At 66.0% G+C, this 21611-nt stretch carries 22 protein-coding genes; 15 read left to right on the top strand and 7 right to left on the bottom strand.

Translation table 11 applies throughout. The features are described 5' to 3' along the window. Window positions 1–93 precede the first annotated feature (93 nt). From AB4Y98_RS02750 to AB4Y98_RS02740, 3 genes are read left to right on the top strand one after another with little or no spacing between them, the layout of a single operon-like run. A complete protein-coding gene (locus AB4Y98_RS02750; protein WP_442243724.1) occupies window positions 94–1050 on the top strand; it encodes an HlyD family secretion protein in 957 nt (318 codons plus the stop codon). A 20-nt stretch (window positions 1051–1070) separates the two neighbouring features. Further along, complete coding sequence (locus AB4Y98_RS02745; RefSeq protein WP_442243723.1) at window positions 1071–1994, top strand: ABC transporter ATP-binding protein; 924 nt, start codon at window positions 1071–1073, stop codon at window positions 1992–1994. Next, window positions 1991–3103: an ABC transporter permease gene (locus AB4Y98_RS02740; protein ID WP_080149299.1), complete on the top strand. Its 1113-nt coding sequence runs from the start codon at window positions 1991–1993 to the stop codon at window positions 3101–3103. The genes AB4Y98_RS02745 and AB4Y98_RS02740 overlap by 4 nt, the downstream gene beginning before the upstream one ends. Before the next feature lie 138 nt (window positions 3104–3241). Here the strand turns inward: AB4Y98_RS02740 and miaB are convergent, their stop codons facing one another. Together miaB and AB4Y98_RS02730 are read right to left on the bottom strand one after the other, a co-directional pair. Continuing rightward, window positions 3242–4660 carry a tRNA (N6-isopentenyl adenosine(37)-C2)-methylthiotransferase MiaB gene (gene miaB, locus AB4Y98_RS02735; protein WP_442243722.1) on the bottom strand — a complete coding sequence of 473 codons (1419 nt, stop codon included), beginning with the start codon at window positions 4658–4660 and terminating at the stop codon, window positions 3242–3244. A gap of 145 nt (window positions 4661–4805) precedes the next feature. Next, the gene (locus AB4Y98_RS02730; RefSeq protein WP_105163793.1) at window positions 4806–5426 is read right to left on the bottom strand and encodes a glutathione S-transferase family protein; all 621 of its coding nucleotides are present in this window, start codon (window positions 5424–5426) and stop codon (window positions 4806–4808) included. 79 nt (window positions 5427–5505) lie between these two features. Between AB4Y98_RS02730 and AB4Y98_RS02725 the strand changes: the two genes are divergently transcribed. The 7 genes from AB4Y98_RS02725 (at window position 5506) to AB4Y98_RS02695 (ending at window position 11621) form a co-directional block, all read left to right on the top strand. Then, on the top strand, window positions 5506–6474 hold the full coding sequence (locus AB4Y98_RS02725) for a helix-turn-helix transcriptional regulator (RefSeq protein ID WP_442243721.1): 969 nt from the start codon (window positions 5506–5508) through the stop codon (window positions 6472–6474). Window positions 6475–6520: 46 nt separating this feature from the next. Beyond that, entirely contained in the window at window positions 6521–7459 is a 939-nt protein-coding gene (locus AB4Y98_RS02720; RefSeq protein WP_442243720.1) for a lytic transglycosylase domain-containing protein, read from the top strand. A gap of 230 nt (window positions 7460–7689) precedes the next feature. Continuing rightward, window positions 7690–8310, top strand: coding sequence for a ubiquinol-cytochrome c reductase iron-sulfur subunit (gene petA / locus AB4Y98_RS02715; RefSeq protein WP_025875286.1), 621 nt, complete (start codon window positions 7690–7692; stop codon window positions 8308–8310). Continuing rightward, window positions 8310–9569, top strand: a complete 1260-nt coding sequence (locus tag AB4Y98_RS02710; RefSeq protein ID WP_025875284.1) for a cytochrome b — start codon at window positions 8310–8312, stop codon at window positions 9567–9569. The genes petA and AB4Y98_RS02710 overlap by 1 nt, the downstream gene beginning before the upstream one ends. Continuing rightward, window positions 9562–10311 (top strand): cytochrome c1, encoded by a 750-nt coding sequence (locus AB4Y98_RS02705; RefSeq protein ID WP_442243719.1) that lies wholly within the window; start codon window positions 9562–9564, stop codon window positions 10309–10311. The genes AB4Y98_RS02710 and AB4Y98_RS02705 overlap by 8 nt, the downstream gene beginning before the upstream one ends. A 134-nt stretch (window positions 10312–10445) precedes the next feature. Next, window positions 10446–11081, top strand: a complete 636-nt coding sequence (locus AB4Y98_RS02700; protein WP_089240017.1) for a glutathione S-transferase N-terminal domain-containing protein — start codon at window positions 10446–10448, stop codon at window positions 11079–11081. A gap of 84 nt (window positions 11082–11165) precedes the next feature. Next, window positions 11166–11621 carry a ClpXP protease specificity-enhancing factor gene (locus AB4Y98_RS02695; protein ID WP_025875278.1) on the top strand — a complete coding sequence of 152 codons (456 nt, stop codon included), beginning with the start codon at window positions 11166–11168 and terminating at the stop codon, window positions 11619–11621. A gap of 38 nt (window positions 11622–11659) precedes the next feature. Here the strand turns inward: AB4Y98_RS02695 and AB4Y98_RS02690 are convergent, their stop codons facing one another. The 4 genes from AB4Y98_RS02690 to AB4Y98_RS02675 form a co-directional block, all read right to left on the bottom strand. Next, window positions 11660–12010 (bottom strand): DUF3301 domain-containing protein, encoded by a 351-nt coding sequence (locus AB4Y98_RS02690; protein ID WP_025875275.1) that lies wholly within the window; start codon window positions 12008–12010, stop codon window positions 11660–11662. Between the two features lie 69 nt (window positions 12011–12079). Next, window positions 12080–13060 carry a DUF2272 domain-containing protein gene (locus AB4Y98_RS02685; protein ID WP_312107884.1) on the bottom strand — a complete coding sequence of 327 codons (981 nt, stop codon included), beginning with the start codon at window positions 13058–13060 and terminating at the stop codon, window positions 12080–12082. A gap of 112 nt (window positions 13061–13172) precedes the next feature. After that, window positions 13173–14024: a carboxylating nicotinate-nucleotide diphosphorylase gene (gene nadC, locus AB4Y98_RS02680; protein ID WP_442243718.1), complete on the bottom strand. Its 852-nt coding sequence runs from the start codon at window positions 14022–14024 to the stop codon at window positions 13173–13175. Then, window positions 14021–14290 carry a Trm112 family protein gene (locus AB4Y98_RS02675; protein WP_089240025.1) on the bottom strand — a complete coding sequence of 90 codons (270 nt, stop codon included), beginning with the start codon at window positions 14288–14290 and terminating at the stop codon, window positions 14021–14023. The genes nadC and AB4Y98_RS02675 overlap by 4 nt, the downstream gene beginning before the upstream one ends. A gap of 58 nt (window positions 14291–14348) precedes the next feature. Between AB4Y98_RS02675 and purE the strand changes: the two genes are divergently transcribed. Together purE and AB4Y98_RS02665 are read left to right on the top strand one after the other, a co-directional pair. Further along, window positions 14349–14852, top strand: coding sequence for a 5-(carboxyamino)imidazole ribonucleotide mutase (gene purE, locus AB4Y98_RS02670; protein WP_442243717.1), 504 nt, complete (start codon window positions 14349–14351; stop codon window positions 14850–14852). Then, complete coding sequence (locus AB4Y98_RS02665) at window positions 14849–15997, top strand: 5-(carboxyamino)imidazole ribonucleotide synthase (RefSeq protein ID WP_363731022.1); 1149 nt, start codon at window positions 14849–14851, stop codon at window positions 15995–15997. The genes purE and AB4Y98_RS02665 overlap by 4 nt, the downstream gene beginning before the upstream one ends. Before the next feature lie 248 nt (window positions 15998–16245). Here AB4Y98_RS02665 and AB4Y98_RS02660 read toward each other — a convergent pair whose 3' ends face one another. Next, on the bottom strand, window positions 16246–16824 hold the full coding sequence (locus AB4Y98_RS02660) for a superoxide dismutase (protein WP_312786927.1): 579 nt from the start codon (window positions 16822–16824) through the stop codon (window positions 16246–16248). Window positions 16825–16943: 119 nt separating this feature from the next. Between AB4Y98_RS02660 and grxD the strand changes: the two genes are divergently transcribed. The 3 genes from grxD (at window position 16944) to AB4Y98_RS02645 (ending at window position 21476) form a co-directional block, all read left to right on the top strand. Then, entirely contained in the window at window positions 16944–17264 is a 321-nt protein-coding gene (grxD, locus tag AB4Y98_RS02655; RefSeq protein ID WP_025875264.1) for a Grx4 family monothiol glutaredoxin, read from the top strand. Continuing rightward, window positions 17261–18058 carry an SDR family NAD(P)-dependent oxidoreductase gene (locus AB4Y98_RS02650; protein WP_312786928.1) on the top strand — a complete coding sequence of 266 codons (798 nt, stop codon included), beginning with the start codon at window positions 17261–17263 and terminating at the stop codon, window positions 18056–18058. Before grxD ends, AB4Y98_RS02650 begins: the two co-directional genes overlap by 4 nt. Window positions 18059–18266: 208 nt before the next feature. After that, window positions 18267–21476 (top strand): TonB-dependent receptor, encoded by a 3210-nt coding sequence (locus AB4Y98_RS02645; RefSeq protein WP_394195727.1) that lies wholly within the window; start codon window positions 18267–18269, stop codon window positions 21474–21476. Window positions 21477–21611 lie beyond the last annotated feature (135 nt).

Raw genomic sequence — 21611 nt, 5'->3', positions numbered from 1 at the left:
GCAGCGGCTGATCAATTATTGGCCAGCGCTGATCTGGATCATTGCGGGTGCACAGGGAGCATGGCACCGTGGCGCCATCGCAGGAGGTGGCGCATGGCCGTGGGCACGTGGGTGCGCAGGATGGGGTTGCTGGGCAGCTGCCTGCTGGCGGGGTGCGGCGAAGCACCACCAGCAGCACTGGGTACGCTTGAATGGGACCGGATCAGCGTGCCCGCACCGGCGGCTGAAGTGATCAGTACCGTTGACGTGCGCGAGGGGCAGGCGGTCAAGGCGGGCGCGCTGCTGATGCGCCTGGACCCTGTCCGTGGCGCAGCCCAGCTCGACGCCGCACAGGCCGAAACGGCCCGCGCGCAGGCACAGCTCGAGGAACTGCAGGTGGGACCGCGTCCGGAGCAGATCGCCCAGGCGCAGGCACAGCTCACCGCGCTGCGCGCGCAGGCGGCGGAAGCCACCGCGTACTACCGCCGGGTGCAACCGCTGGCCCGCCAGCGGCTGGTTGCGGCCGCCGACCTCGACCGGGCGCGAGCGGCCGCCGACAACGCCGTGGCCAGCGTGCGCGCTGCCGAACAGGTGTGGCTGGAGCTGCAGCGCGGCAACCGTCGTGAGGACATCGCCCAGGGCCAGGCTACCTCCAGGGCGACACAGGCACAGGAGGTCGTGCAGGCCGTCAACCTGCAGAAACTGCAGCTGCGCGCGCCACGCGATGGCGTGGTTGATGCGTTGCCCTACAGGCAAGGCGACCAGGCACCGATCGGTGCGCCGTTGGTGGTGATGCTGGTGGGCGAACGGCCGTATGCGCGTGTGTACCTGCCGCAGCCATTGCGCCTGCAGGTGAAAGTAGGGCAGGCGGTGCAGGTGCAGCTGGACGGCGCGAATACCGTATTGAAAGGGCATGTGCGGTCGATCCGCAGTGAACCCTCCTTTACCCCCTATTACGCGTTGACCGGTGATGACGTCTCGCGGCTGAGCTACCTGGTCGAGATCGAGATCGACGACAGTGCCGACATGCAGGCGCTGCCTGCCGGGCTGCCGGTGCAGGTGCGTTTCTGAATCCGGTCGATGGCATCGCCGTGCGCGCGCAGGGCCTGAGCCGCCGTTTCGGCGACCTGCTGGCGGTGGACAACGTCGATCTGCAGGTGCCGCGTGGGCAGGTATACGGCTTCCTCGGCCCCAACGGCTCGGGCAAGTCGACCACCATCCGCATGCTGTGCGGGCTGCTTGAGCCGAGCGCGGGCGAGATCGACGTGCTGGGCCTGGCGATCCCGGCGCAGGCCGAAGCGTTGCGCCGCCGCATCGGCTACATGACCCAGCGCTTTTCGTTGTACGAAGATCTGTCAGTGCGGGAGAACCTGGAATTCCTTGCCGCCATCCAGGATCTGCCACGCGCGCAGGCGCGGCAACGGGTCGATGCGCTGCTGCTGCAGTATCGCCTGCAGGACCGCCAGGTGCAGTTGGCCGGCACCCTCAGTGGTGGGCAGAAGCAGCGGCTGGCGCTGGCCGGTGCGGTGATCCATGCGCCGGAACTGCTGTTCCTGGATGAGCCGACCAGTGCGGTCGATCCCGAGTCGCGTCGCGATTTCTGGGAGGCGCTGTTCGAACTCGCCGATGCCGGCACCACGGTGCTGGTGTCCACCCACTACATGGACGAGGCCGAACGCTGCCACCGGCTGGCGATCCTTGATCGCGGTGCCCTGGTAGCCGATGGCACGCCGGCCGAACTGTGCGCGCAGCTGCAGGGTCGCACCCTGGCCGTCACCACCGCGCAACCCCGGCAGGCCAGCCGCGCGCTGGCGGCGCTGCCGGGCGTGCTCAGCGTGGCGCAGATCGGCACCGAGCTGCGTGTGCTGTGCAGCGAGGGCGCGGCCGATACCGCCGTGCTGGCGCAGGCCCTTGCCACCGCCGATCCGCAGGCCAGCATCGAACCGGTGGCGCCCAACCTGGAAGACGTCTTCGTTTCCGCTACCCGTGGCCGCGGCCGGGAGCCGGCGGCATGAGCCTGCGACGGCTGTGGGCGATCATGCTCAAGGAGCTGCGCCAGCTGCGCCGCGACCGGATCACCCTGGCGATGATCATCGGCATCCCGGTGATGCAGCTGCTGCTGTTCGGCTATGCGATCAACCTCAACCTGCGGCACCTGGATGCCGGCATCGCCGACCAGGCCAACAGTGCGGCTTCTCGCGCGCTGGTGCAGGACATGGTCGCCACCGGTGTGATTGCCCCGCGCGCACAGGCCTATACGCCCGACCAGCTGATGGAGGCGTTGCGACGGGGCCGGATCAGCGTGGGTATCGTGATTCCCGCCGATTTCGAACGACGCCGCTACGAAGGCCGCGAAGCGGTGCAGGTACTGGTCGATGGCAGCGACACGGTGGTGCAGAGTGCGGCGATCCAGTTGGCGCAGGTGCCGCTGGACACGCGGCCGACCAGCAACACGCGGCCGCTACGCGAAGGCAGCATCGCCAGCGGGCCGGTGAGTGTCATCAGCTTCTATAACCCGCAACGACGGTCAGCGGTGAACATCGTGCCCGGCCTGATCGGAGTGATCCTGACCATGACCCTGGTGATGTTCACTGCAGTGGCGGTGGTACGCGAGCGCGAACGCGGCAACATGGAGCTGCTGATCGCCACGCCGGTATCGCGCAGCGAACTGATGGTCGGCAAGGTACTGCCATACGCAGCGATCGGTCTGCTGCAGACCACCCTGGTGCTGCTGCTGGGCACGTGGTTGTTCGAGGTCCCGATCCGCGGCAGCCTGCTGGATGTCTATCTGGCCGCCGTGCTGCTGGTGCTGGCCAACCTGGCGCTGGGCCTGTTGATTTCAACCCGGGCGCGTTCGCAGTTCCAGGCCATGCAGATGACCCTGTTCCTGTTCCTGCCCTCCATCCTGCTGTCGGGCTTCATGTTCCCGTTCGCTGGCATGCCCCGGCCGGTGCAGTGGCTGGCTGAAGTATTGCCGCTGACCCATTTCCTGCGCCTGGTACGCGGCATCATGCTGCGCGGGGCTTCGCTGTGGGAGCTGTGGCCGGACGCGCTGGCGCTGCTGGTGTTCATCGTGGCGATGATGACCCTGGCCATCCTGCGCTTCCGCAAACGCCTGGATTGAAGCACGCCGACCAACGGTCGGCATCCACCCCGGTAGGTGCCGACCGCTGGTCGGCACACCTCAATTCCTCGGTGGGTGCCGACCGTTGGTCGGCACACCTCAATCCCTCGGTGGGTGCCGACCGTTGGTCGGCACACCCTATTCCGTCACGACGCGCCCGCGCAGCGAGTTGGTCATCGCTTCCGTGATCACCACGTCCACGAACTGGCCGATCAGGCGCGGGTGCGCCGGGAAGTTCACCGAACGCATGTTCTCGGTCTTGCCGGTCAGTTCGTTCGGGTTCTTGCGCGAAGGGCCTTCCACCAGCACGGTCTGTACGCTGCCGACCATCTTTTCGGAGATCTGCGCGGCATGCGCGTTGATTCGTTCCTGCAGCCGCGACAGGCGCGCATGCTTTTCCGCGTCGCTGATCGTGTCTTCCAGGTCTGCAGCCGGCGTGCCCGGGCGACGCGAATAGATGAAGGAGAAGCTGTGGTCGAAGCCGATATCCTCGATCAGCTTCATGGTCTTCTCGAAATCAGCATCCGTCTCGCCGGGGAAACCGACGATGAAGTCCGAACTGATCGAGATGTCCGGGCGCACCGCACGCAGCTTGCGGATCTTCGATTTGAATTCCAGAGCGGTGTAACCGCGTTTCATCGCCGACAGCACGCGGTCGCTGCCAGCCTGCACCGGCAGGTGCAGGAAGTTGGCCAACTGCGGTACATCGCGGAACGCGTCGATCAACGAATCGCTGAACTCCAGCGGGTGCGAGGTGGTGAAGCGGATGCGACCGATGCCGTCGATCTCGGCGATGGTGCGGATCAGCAGGCCCAGGTCGGCGAGCTCGCCATCACCATAGGGGCCACGGTAGGCGTTGACGTTCTGGCCGAGCAGATTGATCTCGCGCACGCCCTGTGCCGCAAGTTGTGCCACTTCCACCACCACGTCTTCGAACGGGCGGCTGACTTCGGTGCCACGCGTGTAGGGCACCACGCAGAACGAACAGTACTTGGAGCAGCCCTCCATGATCGACACGAATGCCGATGCGCCATCAGCACGCGGYTCGGGCAKGCGRTCGAACTTCTCGATYTCCGGGAAGCTGATGTCCACCTGCGGGCGCTGCTGCTCGCGACGGGCGCGGATCAGTTCCGGCAGGCGATGCAGTGTCTGCGGGCCGAACACCAGGTCGACGAACGGCGCACGCTTGATGATCGCCTCGCCTTCCTGCGACGCCACGCAACCGCCAACGCCGATGATGACCTCGCGGCCCTGGTTCTTCAGGCTCTTCCAGATGCCCAGCTGGCTGAACACCTTCTCCTGCGCCTTTTCGCGGATCGAGCAGGTGTTGACCAGGATGACGTCGGCGTCTTCCGGGCGATCGGTCAGTTCCAGGCCATCGCTGGCGGCGAGCACGTCGGCCATCTTGGCCGAGTCGTACTCGTTCATCTGGCAACCGTGGGTCTTGATGTACAGCTTGCCTTTCACCTGGTCGGGCTTGCGCGGACCAGAGGGCAGGGCAACGAGCGGGGTACCGCCCGGCGTGGCGGGCGGAAAGACGTCTGGCGTCCCGGTCATGGCGCTTAATCCATTCGGGTGGCGGGAAAGGGGCGATTCTACCCGCATCCCGCCCCGCTCGCCCTGCGCTCGCGCGGCGCCATGGTCCCGCGCCACCCGCATCCCGCCCCGTTTGGTAGCGCCGGGCCGTGCCCGGCGAGTGCCCTTACGCCGCGATCAGCTCCGCATCGATCTGCCGCGAACGATCAAACGCGGTCATCGCGCTCATCCGTTCGATGTAGGCGGCCGTCGCCGGTGCTGGCTGCACCAGGCCGAACGCACTGGTCCAGGCCAGCGCATTGCCCCACAGCACGTCGGCCGCACTCATCACCTCGCCCAGCAGGTACGGTCCCTGCGCGAGCTGTGCTTCGATCACCTGCAGCACCGTATCGGCATCGTTGTAGGGCGACATCGCATGCGGCGGAGGATCGCGGCGCATCGCCCGGTCGATCATCGCCGGCTCGAAACAGGCGCCATAGAAGGCCATCCAGCGCAGGTAAGGGCCGCGCAGGGCGTCGCCGATCGGCGGCGCCAGCCCTGCTTCCGGGTACAGGTCGGCCAGGTACAGATAGATCGCCACCTGCTCGGTCACCAGGGCGCCGTTGTGGACGATGGCCGGCACCTTGCCCATCGGGTTGATCGCCAGGTAGGCCGGGGCCAGGTTGGCGCCAGCCTTCAGGTCCAGCACCTGCATGCGGTAGTCGGCGCCCAGCGCTTCGAGCAGGGCGACAGCGCCGCTCGAGCGTGAACGGGCGGCGTGGTAGAGGGTGATCTGGCGTGACGTCATGGCATTGCTCCCTGCAGGTGGTGGTGAAGTGGGGTCATGCTGGGGCACAATTGCGGACGACTTCTGTCCGCGATCTCTCATGCGCCATACCGCCCATCGCCTGCTTCGCCTGATTTCCCTGCTGCAGGCCCGCCGTCACTGGTCCGGCGCCGAGCTGGCCGAGCGCATGGGCGTGGACCGGCGCAGCATCCGCCGCGATGTCGAGCGCCTGCGCGAGCTGGGATACCCGGTGCAGGCCTCGGCAGGCGTAGGCGGGGGCTATCGGCTGGGTGCGGGTGCGCCGGTGCTGCCGATGCTGCTGGATGAGGAGGAGGCCACCACACTGGCGATTGCCCTGCGCGCGGCGTCGGCCACGGTCTCCGGCATCGACGACACGGCACGGGGCCTGCTGTCCAAGCTCGACCCGCTGGTGCCGGCGCGTCGCCGCCAGCAGGCCGGCGAAGTGCATGCCGCCACTGCGACCCTGTCTGACCTGCCGTCCACCGACGCGCGCCTGCTCGGGCAGCTGGCCCAGCATTGCCGGCAGGCCGCGCGGCTGGCCTTCGAATACCGCAGCGCGCAGGACGCGGTGACGCAACGGGAAGTCGAGGCCCAGCACCTGGTCAACTACGGACGGCGCTGGTATCTGCTGGCCTGGGACCTGGGGCGGCAGGATTGGCGCACGCTGCGCGTGGACCGGATGGGCGCAGTGCGTCCGCTGCCAGAGCCCGGCCTGCATCGGCGCACTCCGGCGCCGCCGGATGTGATGGTGCGTCAGGCGGTCAGCCAGGCGCCGTTCGCGCTGCAGGCCGTCCTGCGCCTGGCCGGCAGCGAAGCGGAGCTGACCGGGCGCATTCCACCCTGGTGCGGCGTGCTGGAGGCCGACGGACCAGCGCATTGCCTGTTGCGGATGGGCGCGGAAAGCCGCGGCATGATGCTGGCCCAGATCCTCAGCCTGGATCGCCTGCCGGTGGCGGTGTGGACCATGCCGGCCGAGCTGCGCGAGGAGCTGGCCCAGCGCCTGACCGGGCTCGGCCAGGTCCTGGCCGTGCCCGCCGTCACGGTCTGAGCCGGCGCCCTTGGCAAGCTGCAGCGAAGCTGGGACACTCGCGGCCATGAAGGGGAGACTGGGGATAACGGCGATCATCATCGCTGCGCTGACCGCTGCGCCGGCCAGCGCCGGTACCCTGTACAAGTGCCTCGGCGCCGACGGTGTCACCAGCTATGTCAGCAAGCGGGTGGCCGGTGCCCAATGCAGCACCATCAGCTACACCCGCAGCGCGGGCAGGGCGGTGCGCGCTGCGGTCGCCACGCCGGTGCCAACCCCGCTACCAGCACCTGCGGCACCTGCTGCAGTGGTGGCCAACGCCGAGCGTAATCCGGTCGCGGTCGCCGCCGCTGCGGCCAGTCCTGCTGTCGCAGCGACCCCGGCACCCGCAGCGGCCGCTACGCCGGCCAGTCCGCGCGGCGGCAGGATGGTCAGCGGACAGGTCTATTCGTACATGCAGGACGGGGTGCGCCACTACACCAGCGCACGCCCGACCCAGGTCGCCAACCTCGGCCCGGTGCGGACGATCCGCTACAGCTTCATGGAGCGCTGCTACGCCTGCGGGGTCAATCCGCGCGTCGATTTCGGCAGCGTGCGCCTGAACACCACGGCCTTCCAGAGCGAGATCACCTCGGCCGCACGCGAATTCGGGGTGGAAGAGGCCGTGGTACGCGCGATCATCCATGCCGAGTCGGCCTACAACCCGACCGCACTCAGCCGTGCCGGCGCCCAGGGCCTGATGCAGCTGATGCCGCCCACCGCCGCGCGCTTCGGCGTCAGCGATTCCTACGACGCGGGGCAGAACATCCGTGGCGGTGTGCAGTATCTGGCGTGGCTGTTGAAGCGTTTCAATGGAGACCTGACCCTGGCCGCTGCCGGCTACAACGCGGGCGAGGGCGCGGTCGATCGCCATCGCGGCGTGCCTCCCTACAGCGAGACCCAGTATTACGTGCGCCGGGTCGGCCAGCTGGCCGAGCGCTATCGCACGGTGCTGAGCAAGCAGTAGGTGCCGATCGTTGGTCGGCCCACCGTTAACAGGTAGGTGTCGACTGTCAGTCGCACACCTTTGAACAGGTAGTGCCGGCCGCTGGCCGGCAACCCCGCAAACTATGTTGTTGCAATGCGTTGTGTGGCGCGCAACGGTTCCGCTACACTCGACCGAGATTCAATGCGGCTCTGGCCCCCACCGGAACCGCTGGCAGCCTTAAAGCTACCTAATCAATATCGGAGTGCCGGATGGCCAACGATGGGGTACACGATCCAGTCAACACCGGACGTCGGCGTTTTCTTACTGCCACCACAGCCGTGGTGGGCGCCGTCGGCGTCGGATTCACCGCAGTTCCCTTCATCAAATCCTGGAACCCCAGTGCCCGCGCCAAGCTTGCCGGCGCACCGGTGGTGGCCGACATCAGCGCCCTGCAGGAAGGCCAACGCCTGATCGTGGAATGGCGTGGCCAGCCGATCTGGATCGTCAAACGGTCCAAGGCGATCCTTGACGCGCTGCATGGGCTGGATGGCCGCTTGAAGGACCCCGAGTCCGGCGAGAAGGACCAGCAGCCGGAGTACGTGCTCAAGCAGAACCCGGAGCTGCGCTCGATCAAGCCCGAGATCTCGGTGCTGGTCGGTCTCTGCACGCACCTGGGCTGTTCGCCGGAAATGGTCGGTGAAATCCGCCCCGAGCCCTACGACCCCCAATGGAAGGGGGGCTATTTCTGCCCCTGCCACAAGTCGCGCTTCGACATGTCCGGCCGCGTCTTCAAGGACGTGCCCGCACCCATCAACCTGAAGGTGCCCGCGCACCACTACCAGGACGACAACACCATCATCATCGGTGTCGATCCGCAGGGGGCTGCCTGATGTCCAACATCCTCAGCCGTACCGCCACCGGCGTGGCCGACTGGGTCAATGCCCGCGCGCCGGGGTTGATGCCGATCTATCGCAAGCACGTCAGTGAGTACTACGCGCCGAAGAACTTCAACATCTGGTACTACTTCGGCTCGCTGGCGCTGCTGGTGCTGGTCAACCAGATCGTCACCGGCATCTTCCTGACCATGCACTACAAGACGAATGCCGCCGAAGCATTCGCCTCCATCGAATACATCATGCGTGACGTGGAGTGGGGCTGGCTGATCCGCTACATGCACTCCACCGGTGCCTCGCTGTTCTTCATCGTGGTCTACCTGCACATGTTCCGCGGGCTGCTGTATGGCAGCTACCAGAAGCCACGCGAACTGGTGTGGATCCTGGGCATGCTGATCTACCTGGTGTTGATGGCCGAAGCCTTCATGGGCTACGTGCTGCCGTGGGGCCAGATGTCGTTCTGGGGCGCCAAGGTGATCATCTCGCTGTTCGGCGCCATTCCGGTGATCGGCAACGGCCTGACCGAATGGATCATGGGCGATTACCTGCCCAGCGACGCCACGCTCAACCGCTTCTTCGCACTGCACGTGATCGCGCTGCCGCTGGTCCTGCTGCTGCTGGTGGTGCTGCACCTGGGCGCGCTGCATGAAGTGGGATCGAACAATCCTGATGGCGTGGAGATCAAGAAGGGGCCGAAGGGCAACCGCTGGTCACCGAACGCGCCGACCGACGGCATTCCGTTCCATCCCTACTACACRCTCAAGGACGGCGTCGGCGCGGGCTTCCTGCTGATCATCGCGGCCTTCATCATCTTCTTCGCACCGGCCTTCGGTGGCCTGTTCCTGGAACACGACAACTTCACCGAAGCCAATCGCCTGGTCACCCCCGAGCACATCAAGCCGGTCTGGTACTACACGCCGTACTACGCGATGTTGCGGGTGGTGCCGAACAAGCTGGGTGGCGTGATCGTGATGTTCTCGGCCATCGCCATCCTGTTCCTGGTGCCCTGGCTGGACCGGGCCAAGGTCAAGTCCTACCGCTACCGCGGCTGGCTGTCGCGCGGCCTGCTGGGCATGTTCGTGGTGTGCTTTGCGTGGCTGATGGTGATCGGTTCCGGTCCTGGTACCGATGCGCACGAGACCTATGTCGGGCGGGTGCTGACCTTCCTGTACTTCGCCTTCTTCATCACCATGCCGATATGGACAAGGCTGGACAAGACCAAGCCGGTACCGGAAAGGGTGACCACGCATGACTGAGCGCTGGATGGTCCGGCTGGCCCTGGCGGCCGCCCTGATGCTGGGCAGTACCCTGGCCATGGCTGCCGAGGGCGGCACCAAGCTCCTGCAGGCCGGCAACGACCTGGGTGACCGGGCGTCGCTGCAGCGCGGCGCCCAGTTGTACATGAACTACTGCAGTGGCTGTCATGCACTGAAGTACCTGCGCTATTCGCGGATGGGCGATGACCTGGGGCTGAGCGAGGAAGAGGTGATGAACAACCTCAACTTCACCGGCTCGGCGATCGGCGATCCGGTGCCGGTGGCGATGCCCAAGGAGCAGGCCGAAAAGTGGTTCGGCAAGATGCCGCCGGACTTGAGCCTGATTTCCCGGGTGCGCGGCAGCGACTGGATCTACACCTACCTGAAGTCTTTCTACCTGGACAGCAGCCGCCCGCTGGGCTGGAACAACGCGCTGTTTGCCAACGCATCCATGCCCAATCCGTTGTGGGAGATGCAGGGCCTGCAGCATGCGGTGCATGGCAAGGCCGAAGCGCCGGGCATGGATCCGCCGGTGACGGGCCTGCGCATCGAAAGCCCGGGCTCGGTCGATGCGGCACAGTACGACCAGACCGTGCGCGACATCACCAACTTCCTTGAATACGCCGGCGAGCCGGCCGCGCTGAAGCGGCAGCAGCTCGGTGTCTGGGTGATCCTGTTCCTGGCCCTGCTGACCTTCCTGGTGTACCTGTTGAAGAAGGAATACTGGAAGGACGTGCACTGATCCAGGGCCGGCCATCGCAACGGGCCTATTGGCTTTTGTGATGGTCGGTTGCACACTCGGGGAGGAGTCGACCGTCAGCACGGTGCTGGCGGCGCCGATGCGGCAGGCGGTCTCCTGTCGTAGGAGAGCCTTTGATGGCGGCGAGCGTACGCATGCGCAATACACTGACGCTGTTTTCCTCGAACGACGATGTACTGTGCCACCGTGTGCGCCTGGTGCTGGCGGCCAAGGGCGTGAGTTTCGACTTCGTACCGGTGGATCCACAGAACCCGCCGGAAGATCTGATCGATCTCAATCCGTACCACTCGGTGCCGACCCTGGTCGAGCGCGAGCTGGTGCTGTATGCCGCGTCGGTGGTCAGCGAGTATCTGGACGAGCGCTATCCGCATCCGCCGCTGATGCCGGTTGATCCGCTGTCGCGCGCTCGCATCCGCCTGGCCATGCTGCGTATCGAGCACGACTGGGTGCCGCAGGTGCAGGCGATCCAGCTGGGCAACAAGACCCAGGCCGAGGCAGGGCGCAAGCGGCTGAAGGAACTGTTGACGGCATCGCTGCCGTTGTTCAAGGCCAGCAAGTTCTTCCTCAACCCGGAAATGAGCCTGGCCGACTGCGCGATGGCGCCGATCATCTGGCGCCTGCAGTCGCTGGATGTGCCGTTGCCGAAGGACAGCAAGGCGATCGAGGACTACGGCAACCGTATCTTCCGCCACCCCGGTTTCGTCCGCAGCCTGACCGATCAGGAAAAGAAACTGCGCGATCTGCCGGGCTGATCCGCCATCCGCTTTCCCGTCTGCACGCCGACCGGCGTGCAGGCGATCCGCCCCGGCCGGGGCGTCGGGCGCTACACTTCACGCATGACCGAAGACTTCTTCCACATGACCAGCCACCGACCGTACCTGTTGCGGGCACTGGTGGAATGGATCAATGACAACCAGCTGACGCCGCACATCCTGGTCGACGCCGGCGTTCCCGGCGTGCAGGTTCCGCCTTCAGCCATCAAGGATGGCCGGGTGGTGCTCAACATCGCCGAACGCGCGGTGGTACGGCTGGTGATCGACAACGAGTCGGTGAGCTTCTCGGCGCGCTTCTCCGGCACCAGCTATCCGGTGCAGGTGCCGATCAGCGCCGTACTGGCGGTATATGCCCGCGAAACCGGGCAGGGCATGGCGCTGCCGGATGACATTCCCGGTGGCGAGCCGGCGCCGGCCAGTGATGAGCTGCTGCACGACGATGAGCAGACGCCGCCGGACGACACGCCGCCCGCTGGTCCGCCGCCGAAAGGCCGTCCGACCCTGCGCGTGGTCAAGTAATGGTGGGGGCCGACCGTTGGTCGGCACACCTTTAGCCCCTACACATCCTCGGCCTCTTCGTTGTCCGCACGGATCTGGCTGATCCGTGCCGCGCCCGGGCCGGTGAAGGAAACCAGCTGATCGCCGCGCAGCACCATGCGGCCGACATGGCGATCGATGCCGTCGTAGGAATACTCGAACTTGAAGGTGCGTTCGAAGCCGAGGCGTCCGTCTTCCCCGCGCGACAGGCGCAGGCCCGTGGCGTGCACGGCCTGGTCCAGCCACTGCACATCGGCGGCACGGCAGGCGTTGCGGCCCAGTTCGATCGCACGTTCGGCGGCCGAACGCGCTGCGTTCCAGAAGAAGTAGACGATACCGCCGGCAATCAGCAGGAACAGCAGGGTGGGCATGGCGTCAGCCGTCAGGTGTCGATCCGCCAAAGATGGCGACGAATGGCGACCGGATCAAGCGGCATCTGCTCAGCGATTGCTGCCAGGCTCCGTTGCCGGCTGCAGCGGCAACGGTGTCGGCGCAGCGGGTATCACCGGCGGAAGCGGTGCGACCCGCGGCGCAGTGGCATTCAACTGCAGCAGCGCGGCCCAATCCTGCCGGTTGAAGCTGCATTCGTCCTCACGGCCCGGCGTGCAGGTCGGGTCGATGCCGGTGGTATCGCGCTCGCGCGGCGGCGGTAGCTTGATCGTGCCGGTGCGATCCAGTTGCAGCAGGCGCATCGCCACGGTGTTCATGACATTGCCGCCCACCAGGTAAAGCGTCTGGTCGCCACCGAGGTTGGCCGCCACCACCACTTCGCAATGCGACTTCCAATGGCCGACCGAGCCGTTGCCCAGGGCCTGCACCAATCCGCTGTAACTGAGCGTGCTGCTGCGGTCGCGCAGGAAGCACAGCAGATCGCCCGGCGCAGGCTTGGCGGTGGCCGGGTCCACCAGGCGGTAGGGCACGCCGGAAGGGCCTGCCTGGTAGGCGGCGCGGATGTAGTCGATATGGCGTGGGGAAGTATTGAAGCCGGGTACGCCGGCACGCACCATCACCCAGGAAATGAAGGCCGCCGACCACGGATTGTCGATCAGGAAGGCGCGGCAATCGCTGTCGGTGTAACGCGTGCCCAGCGGTGCCAGGCAGCTGCTGGCGCCGGGCTGGCTGCCCAGCGCGTTGAGCGTGCCGCTTTCGCGCCAGTAGCTGGTGACCCGTTGCCAGGCGATCAGGCCGTTGTCGGCCAGATGATCGCCTTCGGCCTCGGTGACACTGAGACTGGCGGCGCGGCCGTCACGGTCGATGAAGGGGCGATACCAGAGCCGATGCTCGTTGCAGGCGGTGTTGCGGATGGCGATCGCCAATGGGCTCAGGCCGAAACGAGGTGGAACATCGCAGGCTTCGACAGCGGCAGCCGAGAAGGGCGTCGCTGCCAGCAGCAGGCAGGCAGGCAAGAGCATCCGGCGCATGCGCGGCTCCTGTGGGGGATGGCCGCAGCGTCGCAGCGCCGTTGTGAACGCCGGGTGTGAGAACGGTAGTGCCGGCCGCTGGCCGGCAACATCACGATCCGCGAATCCACCCTCAACCCGGTGGCGGACCCAGTTTCAACGACAGGTCGATTGCCTGCACGTGCTTGGTCAGGCCGCCGATGGAAATGCAGTCCACGCCATCTTCGGCGATCGAGCGCAGGCCGCCGAGGCCGACGCTGCCGGACACCTCCAGTGGAATGCGGCCTTCGGTGATGCGTACCGCTTCGCGCCGCAGTTCCGGGCTGAAGTCGTCCAGCAGGATGCGTTCACAGCCGGCTTCCAGCGCCTGCCGCAGCTGTTCCAGGTCCTCGACCTCGACCACCAGCGGCAGCTGTGGCCATTGCTGGCGGGCGGCCGACACAGCCGCAGCCAGTGAACCGGCCGCGCGGATGTGGTTCTCCTTCAGCATCACCGTGTCGTACAGGCCGAAGCGATGGTTGTCGCCGCCGCCGCACCGCACCGCGTACTTCTGCGCCAGACGCAGGCCGGGCAGGGTCTTGCGGGTATCAAGGATGCGAGTGCCCGTACCTTCCACCGCAGCCACGTAGCGGGCAGTGGTGGTCGCTGTGCCGGACAGGGTCTGCAGGAAATTCAACGAGGTGCGTTCGGCGCTGACGAGGCTGCGGCTGCGACCATGCAACAGGGCCAGCACGGTGCCGGCGCTGACGCTGTCGCCTTCGGCCACCCGCCACTCGATCTGCACGTCCGCATCGAGTGCGCGGTGGGTGGCATCGAACCACGGACGGCCCGCGATCACTGCATCCTGCTTGCACAGCAGGTAGGCACTGTCGGGCTGGTCGGGCAGCAGGGCGGCGGTGACGTCGCCACTGTCCAGGTCCTCGGCCAACGCGCGGGCGACATCGGCCGCGACGACGGCTGGATCCGGCGTCGGCAGCGCGCTCATGCGGTCGGGAAGTCGGCGATCTGTGCGGTCGGGATGGCTTCTTCGGCCAACAGCACCGGAATGCCGTCGTCGACGCGGAATACCTGCTTGCGGTCGCGGGTGACCAGGGCTTCGCGCAGCGGCTGCGCCAGCGGGTTGCCATCGGCGCGGTTGACGGTACCGGCGGCGATCGCCCGGTTGAGGGCTTCCAGGCCCTTGCCATCCAGCAGGGACAGGGGCTGGCGGGTATCGGGAGATACCAGCAGGTCGAGCAGCTTGCGATCCATGGTTCTTCGTCTTGCGTGGAAGATGGCTAGAATACGTCTTTAAGGCAGGTGACGGCCAATGACCCCCAACCCGATCGCGCCGCTTGTCGGCATCGTCATGGGTTCCCGCTCCGACTGGGAAACCATGCAGCACGCCGCCCAGAAGCTTGAAGCTCTGGGTGTTCCGTTCGAAGTGAAGGTGGTGTCCGCCCATCGGACGCCGGATGTGTTGTTCAGTTACGCCGAGCAGGCGGGTCTGCGTGGCCTGCGCGCGATCATCGCCGGTGCCGGCGGTGCTGCGCACCTGCCGGGCATGATCGCGGCCAAGACCGCGGTGCCGGTGCTGGGCGTGCCGGTRCAGTCCAAGGCCCTCAACGGCATGGATTCGCTGCTGTCGATCGTGCAGATGCCCGCCGGCATCCCGGTCGCCACCTTCGCCATCGGCAATGCCGGCGCGTCCAATGCCGCGCTGTTCGCTGCGGCGATGCTGGCCAGCGACCAGCCGGCGATCGGCCAGGCGCTCGACGCGTTCCGCGCACGCCAGACCGAAGATGTGATGGCCCACGACGATCCGCGCCAATGAGCCTGACCGTCGGCATCCTCGGCGGCGGTCAGCTCGCCCGCATGATGGTCCTGGCCGGTGCGCCGCTGGGACTGCGCTTCGAACTGTATGATCCGGCCGCCGACGCCTGTAGTGGCCCGCTGGCGCCGCTCACCGTCGGCGCCTTCGATGATCGGCAGGCCCTGGCGGACTTCGCTGCCAAAGTCGACGTGGTTACCTTCGATTTCGAGAACGTGCCAGCTGACAGCGCGCAGTGGCTGGCCGACCGTGTGCCGGTCTACCCGCCGCCGTCCGCGCTGGCCGTGGCCCAGGACCGGTTGAGCGAGAAGACCCTGTTCCAGCAGTTGGGTATTCCGCTGCCGGCGTTCGCCGATATCCGCAGCCGCGACGAGCTGGCTGCCAAGGCCGCCGAATTCGGCCTGCCGTGCATCCTCAAGACCCGCCGCTTGGGCTACGACGGCAAGGGTCAGTTCCGCCTGCGCAGCGAAGCGGATATCGAGGCGGCATGGCAGGCGCTGGGGGCGCAGGTCGAGCGCACCGGCCTGATCCTCGAGGGCTTCGTCGCCTTCCAGCGTGAAGTCAGCGTGGTGGCCGTGCGCGGCCGCGATGGCAGCTTTCGGGCCTGGCCGGTCACCGGCAACTGGCATGTCGACGGTGTGTTGTCGGCAAGCGTGGCACCGGCGGTGCTGTCCGCTGCCGAGCACGAAGCGGCGATCGGCTATGCCCATCGTGTCGCCGAACACCTGCAGTACGTGGGTGTGTTCGCATTGGAGCTGTTCTGCCGCGACGGTGAACTGCTGGCCAACGAGATGGCACCACGCGTGCACAACTCGGGTCATTGGACCATCGAAGGCAGCGAAACCTCCCAGTTCGAGAACCACCTGCGTGCGGTGCTCGGCCTGCCGCTGGGCAGTACTCGCATGCTCGGCCATGCCTGCATGCTGAACTGGCTGGGGGCGATGCCCGACCCGACGCCGGTCCTGCAGCAGGCCAGCGGCCATTGGCACGATTACGGCAAGGAATCACGTGACGGCCGCAAGGTTGGTCACGCGACGCTGCGTGACGATGATGCCGGTGCACTGGCCGATGCGCTGGAGCAGGTAGGCCTGGAGCTCGACCGCCAGGCCCAGGTGGCCCCGGCCGTGCACGCGCTGCGCAACCGCTGAGCGAAGGCGTGCCGACCGCTCGCCGGCCGGCGCCGCTGTCCCGGTAATGCCGGCCGCTGGCCGGCAGACGTCGCTGATGCTGGTAGTGCCGGCCGCTGGCCCGCAACGCCCACCAAGGTGGGCATCTACCAGAGCAGGGCCCACCAGGATGGGCATCTACCAGAGCAGGGCCGACCAGGATGAGCGCCCACCACGGCCTGGCGTGATGCCGGTAGCGCCGGGCCATGCCCGGCGGATGCCCGTCCGTATCAGCGCAGCTGGTTCTCGGCGAACTCCCAGTTCACCAGTTGCCAGAATGCTTCCAGATAACGCGCACGATCATTCTGGTAGTCGGTGTAGTACGCGTGCTCCCAGACATCGCAGCACAGCAGCGGCGTGCTGTCGCCGGTCAATGGCGTACCCGCATTGCGCGTGGCCTGCAGGCCGAGCTGCCCACCCGGGTGCTGTACCAGCCACACCCAGCCGGAGCCGAACAGGCCAAGCGCGGTTCGATTGAACTCTTCGCGCAGGCGTTGGCCGTCGCCGAACTGGCGCTTGACCAGCTCGCCCAGACGGCCCTGCGGCTCGCCGCCGCCGCGCGGGCGCAGGCATTGCCAATAGAAACCGTGGTTCCAGGCTTGGGCGGCGGCATCGAACAGCGCGCCCTGGGCGTGGCGGACGATGTCCTCCAGCGTGGCTTCTTCCCATTCGGTGCCGACAATGGCGGCATTGACCGCGTCGACGTAGGTGCGATGGTGGCGGCCGTGATGCAGTTCTACGGTCTGTGCCGACAGGTGCGGCTGCAGGGACGAGGGCAGGTAGGGCAGGGCGGGCAATTCGACGGGCATGGACAGGTTCGTGGCCAGGGGGCGGCGGCAGCCGGTACCATCGGCTTACAATGGGGACTACCGTGGGCAGTCTAGCCGACCATCACGGTTGGTTTGTCCGGCGAAGCAAGGAGTGAGGTGTGGCGGTAATGCAGCAAATCCAGGCCGAGGTGGATCGTTACCCGCTCGTGCTGTTCATGAAGGGCACCCCGCAATACCCCATGTGCGGCTATTCCAGCCGTGCCGTGCAGGCCTTGATGGCCGCAGGCGCCGTTGCGCTGCGCACGGTCAATGTTCTGGAAGAGCCCGAGATCCGCGCCAACCTGCCGCGCTTCTCCAATCTGCCCACCTTCCCGCAGCTGTTCATCAACGGTGAGTTGATCGGCGGCTGCGACATCGTCATGGAACTGTTCGAAGCCGGCGAGCTCAAGCGCATCGTCGAAGAGGCTGCGCAGGGATGAGCGCCTGGCCATCGACGTCACCGGCAGACGGGGCGCTCGATGGCCGCCCTTTGCAGGATCGCGTGGTGCTCGTTGCCGGCGCCGGTGGTGGGCTGGGGAGTGCCGCGGCTGTGGCTGCCGCCGAGGCGGGAGCGACCGTGGTCCTGCTGGGGCGCAAGCCACGCCGGCTGGACCGGGTCTACGCCCAGGTGCAGGCGGTGGGGCCGGAACCCCTGTTGTACCCGTTGGACCTGGAAGGTGCAGGTCCCGACGATTATGCCGAACTGGCCCAGGCCGTGGCACAGGAGCTGGGACGTCTTGATGGCCTGCTGATCTGTGCAGCGCACTTTCCCGGCCTGACCCCGTTCGAGCTGGCCGACCCGGCCAGTTTCGCCCGTGCCGTGCACGTCACCCTGACCGCTCCGGCCTGGCTGGCCCAGGCCTGCCTGCCGTTGCTGCGCGAGCGTGAAGACGCGGCTCTGGTATTCACCGTGGATGCTCCTGAGCGGGTGGGGCAGGCTTACTGGGGCGGCTATGGTGCCGCCCAGCATGGTCTGCGCGGGCTGATCGGCAGCCTGCATGACGAGCTGGCCCGAAGCTCGGTGCGGGTAAGTGGTCTTTACCCCGGCCCCTTGCGTACCGCCCTGCGGGCGCGGGCCTATTCGATCGACCAGGACCCGGCCGCACGTGGCCCGGAGGCGGCCGCTGCTGCGGCCGTGACCCTGTTGTCCGCCGCTGGACAGGCGTGGCGCGGGCAGGTGCTCGATGCGGGCAATCCGGCATCGACGAGTGAAGACGTTAGTAAAGCGGAATGAAGATTCCGTCACGATAGCGTTGCGATCCGGTGCCGTTTGTCGCACAACCGTCACATTGAAAGCGTAGCGTGTTAATCTAGTGTTAACCGTTGCGGCAGCTGCCGTTCACGGTAGGGAACCCCAGATAAATGTCCGAACAGCCGCCCGCAAGGCTGCTTGGATGCGCTTTTTTTCCGCCATCGCCAACTCGCATCGAGGCTACCGAACAATGACTCACCCATTCCGGATGTCCAAGCTCACCCTTGGTCTCGTGGCTGCGCTCGCCGCCGCTCCCGCCTTCGCCCAGAGCACCTCTGCCGGTGTCGGCGGCCAGGTCGTGTCCCGCGCCGGCCAGCCCGTCGCCGGTGCTGAAGTCACCATCACCCACACCGAGTCGGGCACCGTTTCGCGTGCCACCACCGATGCGGCGGGTCGTTACAACGCGCGCGGCCTGCGCGTGGGTGGTCCGTACTCGATCACCATCACCAAGCCGGGTGAAGGCACCAAGACCGAAGATGGCGTCTATCTGGGCGTGAATCAGACCGGCACCATCAATGCCACCCTGGCCGGCGACCTCGCCGCGACCAACCTGGACACCGTGCAGGTCACCGCTGTCGGCGGCGGCTCGGAAGTGTTCAGCGCCACCAAGATGGGTTCGGGCACCAACATCAGCCAGCAGCAGATCGAAGTTGCGCCGTCCATCGGCGGCAACATCCAGGATCTGATGCGTCTGGATCCGCGCGTGACCTTCATCGATCGCGCCTCGGGCTCGATCTCGGCCGGCGGCCAGAACCCGCGCTTCAACTCGATCAACATCGACGGCGTCTCGGCCAGCGACACCTTCGGTCTGGAAGGCAACAACATGCCGACCCGCCGCCAGCCGGTCGCGATGGAAGCCATCGAGGCGCTGGACATCAACCTGTCCAACTACGACGTCAGCATCGCTGCCGCCGCCGGTGCCACCGTCAACGCGGTGACCAAGTCCGGTACCAATGAATTCCACGGTTCGGTGTACGGCACCTACCGTGACGGCGACTGGTTCGGTGACAACCCGGAAGGCCAGCCGTTCAACGGCTTCACCAAGGAAGAGACCTACGGCGTGACCTTGGGCGGTCCGATTATCAAGGACAAGCTGTTCTTCTTCGCCAACTACGAAAAGTTCAAGCAGGCCGCCCCGGGCGCCGACCTGAGCGGCACCGCGCTGGGCAAGGCCAACCCGCAGTTCACCCTGGCCGACGTGACCCGCGCGCAGCAGATCGCGCAGGGCTACGGCATCAACGCCGGTGGGCTGGAAAGCAACGGCGACACGGAGATGGAAGAGTACGCGCTGAAGCTGGACTGGAACATCAGCGAAAACCACCGTGCCAACATCCGTTACAGCAAGATCGACCAGAGCAAGCTGCGCATCAACGGCATGACCACCAGCTCTGCCTCGCTGAGCTCGTACTGGTACCAGCATGACAAGACCAACGAGAGCTACGTCGCCCAGCTGTTCAGCGACTGGACCTCGAACTTCTCGACCGAACTGAAGGCCTCGTACCGCGAGTACTCGGCGATCCGCAACGTGTCCACCGACGCGCCGAGCATCCGCATCTTCTTCGGCGGCAGCCAGGCTTCGCCGTCGGGTGACTCGCTGTACTTGGGTACCGAAGTCAACTCGCAGAACAACATCCTGGAAACCAAGGCGTGGAACTACTACGCCGCCGGTACCTGGACCCTGGGCGACCACGACGTCAAGTTCGGTGCGTCGTACGACACCAACGACATCTACAACTACTTCGGCGCCAACTCGTGGGGTGCCTACACCTTCTACGGTCTGGACAACTTCGCCGCTGGCCGTTGGAGCAGCTACAACTACAACCCGGAGCGCACCCCGGGCTCGATTCCGGCTGACTACAAGTTCAGCAACCTGGCCCTGTTCGTGCAGGACACCTGGTATGTCAACAACAACCTGACCCTGACCCTGGGCGTGCGTGGCGATCGTGCTGACACCAGCCCGGCGCCGGCCTACAACGCTGCGGCGTCGACGTTCTTCGGTCGCAACAACAGCGATGTGCTGAGCAACAAGTTCCTGATCCAGCCGCGCTTCGGTTTCAACTACACCTTCGACAGCGAGCGCCCGACCCAGCTGCGCGGTGGCGTGGGTCTGTTCCAGGGTGATGCCCCGCAGGTGTGGCTGAGCAACAGCTATTCGGCGACCGGCTTCAACAACTCGGTCTACGCGTACACCTCCAACAACCCGGCGCTGCCGTTCAACCCGAACAAGGGCAGCCAGCCGGTCCCGACCGCCCCGGGCTCGAACCGTCAGAACGTCAATTTTGTCGGCAGCGACTTCAACATGCCGTCGGTGTACAAGGCCAACCTGGCCTTCGACCATGAGACCCCGTGGTACGGCATCGTGGCTTCGGCCGAGCTGCTGGTCACCAAGGTCAAGGATGCGCTGTACTACAAGAACCTGAACCTGGGTCCGGTGCAGCAGCTGGGTCCGGACGGCCGTGAGCTCTACTACGCAGCGGCACGCAACGGCAACCTCTGGACCAACAACGACGCACGCGCCGGGCGTAATGGTGCCTACGACTCGGTGTACGAAATCGCCAACACCGACAAGGGCCGTACCTCGCAGTTCACCGTGTCGTTGAGCAAGCCGTGGTCGGAAGCCAGCGACTGGTCCTGGAACATCGGCTACACCTACACCGACGCCACCGAAGTGGGCTCGCTGACCAGCTCCACCGCCAGCTCGGGCTGGGGCTACCAGTACGCCTTCAACGCCAACAGCGAAACCGAGAACACCTCGCGCTACGAGATCCGCGACCGCCTGTCGGGCTCGCTGAACTGGAAGCACAAGTTCTTCGGCGACTACGAAACCAAGGTGGGCCTGGTGTACGAAGGCCGTAGCGGCCGTCCGTACAGCTACGTCTACGTCAACGACGCCAACGGCGACAGCCGTAGTGCGAACGACCTGTTCTACGTGCCGAACCGGGGCGATGTGCTGTTCGGTGACATCAACAAGGACACCGGTCGGTTCACCGCCAACCCGGAAATGGAGAAGTCCTTCTACGAGTGGCTGGCCGCCAACCCGCAGCTGGCCAAGTATGCGGGTAGCTATGCTCCGGCCAACCAGTTCCGTACCGGCTGGATCAACACCTTCGACATCCGTATCAGCCAGCAGCTGCCGGGCTTCATGAAGGGTCACAAGTCGGAAGTGTGGCTGGACATCCAGAACGTCGGCAACATGCTGAACAAGAAGTGGGGCAACATCTACGACTACGGCTTCTTTGCCGATGCGCGTGTGGCCACCCTGCAGGGCATGAAGGACGGCAAGTACGTGTACAACTTCCGCGGCGCTGACCTGCCGGCGGTGGCAAACAATGACGCAGACGGCTTTGACGTCGGTGTGTCGCAGTGGTCGCTGCAGCTGGGCTTCCGCTACCAGTTCTGATGAACTGACGTAGTTGCTGCATACGGAAACGGCCGGGGAAACCCGGCCGTTTTCCGTTCAGGCGAAAGTCCTTGCAGGGGGCAGGGCATCGGCGTAGCATCCGGACACGTGCGCGGCGCAGATGCCGCCGAAGCG

It is taken from the genome of Stenotrophomonas sp. 2YAF26, from assembly GCF_052114625.1.
GTDB lineage: Bacteria > Pseudomonadota > Gammaproteobacteria > Xanthomonadales > Xanthomonadaceae > Stenotrophomonas > Stenotrophomonas indicatrix.
Note: the sequence above shows the minus strand (reverse complement) of the source record. Positions and strands in the feature narration are given on the sequence as shown.

What these genes read in the sequence shown, in the direction of transcription:
- AB4Y98_RS02750 (WP_442243724.1), top strand. Translation starts at nt 94, where the DNA reads ATGGCCGTGGGCACGTGGGTGCGCAGGATGGGGTTGCTGGGCAGCTGC.
- AB4Y98_RS02740 (WP_080149299.1), top strand. Translation starts at nt 1,991, where the DNA reads ATGAGCCTGCGACGGCTGTGGGCGATCATGCTCAAGGAGCTGCGCCAG.
- AB4Y98_RS02730 (WP_105163793.1), bottom strand. Translation starts at nt 5,426, where the DNA reads ATGACGTCACGCCAGATCACCCTCTACCACGCCGCCCGTTCACGCTCG.
- AB4Y98_RS02725 (WP_442243721.1), top strand. Translation starts at nt 5,506, where the DNA reads ATGCGCCATACCGCCCATCGCCTGCTTCGCCTGATTTCCCTGCTGCAG.
- AB4Y98_RS02720 (WP_442243720.1), top strand. Translation starts at nt 6,521, where the DNA reads ATGAAGGGGAGACTGGGGATAACGGCGATCATCATCGCTGCGCTGACC.
- petA (WP_025875286.1), top strand. Translation starts at nt 7,690, where the DNA reads ATGGCCAACGATGGGGTACACGATCCAGTCAACACCGGACGTCGGCGT.
- AB4Y98_RS02705 (WP_442243719.1), top strand. Translation starts at nt 9,562, where the DNA reads ATGACTGAGCGCTGGATGGTCCGGCTGGCCCTGGCGGCCGCCCTGATG.
- AB4Y98_RS02700 (WP_089240017.1), top strand. Translation starts at nt 10,446, where the DNA reads ATGGCGGCGAGCGTACGCATGCGCAATACACTGACGCTGTTTTCCTCG.
- AB4Y98_RS02695 (WP_025875278.1), top strand. Translation starts at nt 11,166, where the DNA reads ATGACCGAAGACTTCTTCCACATGACCAGCCACCGACCGTACCTGTTG.
- AB4Y98_RS02690 (WP_025875275.1), bottom strand. Translation starts at nt 12,010, where the DNA reads ATGCCCACCCTGCTGTTCCTGCTGATTGCCGGCGGTATCGTCTACTTC.
- AB4Y98_RS02685 (WP_312107884.1), bottom strand. Translation starts at nt 13,060, where the DNA reads ATGCGCCGGATGCTCTTGCCTGCCTGCCTGCTGCTGGCAGCGACGCCC.
- nadC (WP_442243718.1), bottom strand. Translation starts at nt 14,024, where the DNA reads ATGAGCGCGCTGCCGACGCCGGATCCAGCCGTCGTCGCGGCCGATGTC.
- AB4Y98_RS02675 (WP_089240025.1), bottom strand. Translation starts at nt 14,290, where the DNA reads ATGGATCGCAAGCTGCTCGACCTGCTGGTATCTCCCGATACCCGCCAG.
- AB4Y98_RS02665 (WP_363731022.1), top strand. Translation starts at nt 14,849, where the DNA reads ATGAGCCTGACCGTCGGCATCCTCGGCGGCGGTCAGCTCGCCCGCATG.
- AB4Y98_RS02660 (WP_312786927.1), bottom strand. Translation starts at nt 16,824, where the DNA reads ATGCCCGTCGAATTGCCCGCCCTGCCCTACCTGCCCTCGTCCCTGCAG.
- AB4Y98_RS02650 (WP_312786928.1), top strand. Translation starts at nt 17,261, where the DNA reads ATGAGCGCCTGGCCATCGACGTCACCGGCAGACGGGGCGCTCGATGGC.
- AB4Y98_RS02645 (WP_394195727.1), top strand. Translation starts at nt 18,267, where the DNA reads ATGACTCACCCATTCCGGATGTCCAAGCTCACCCTTGGTCTCGTGGCT.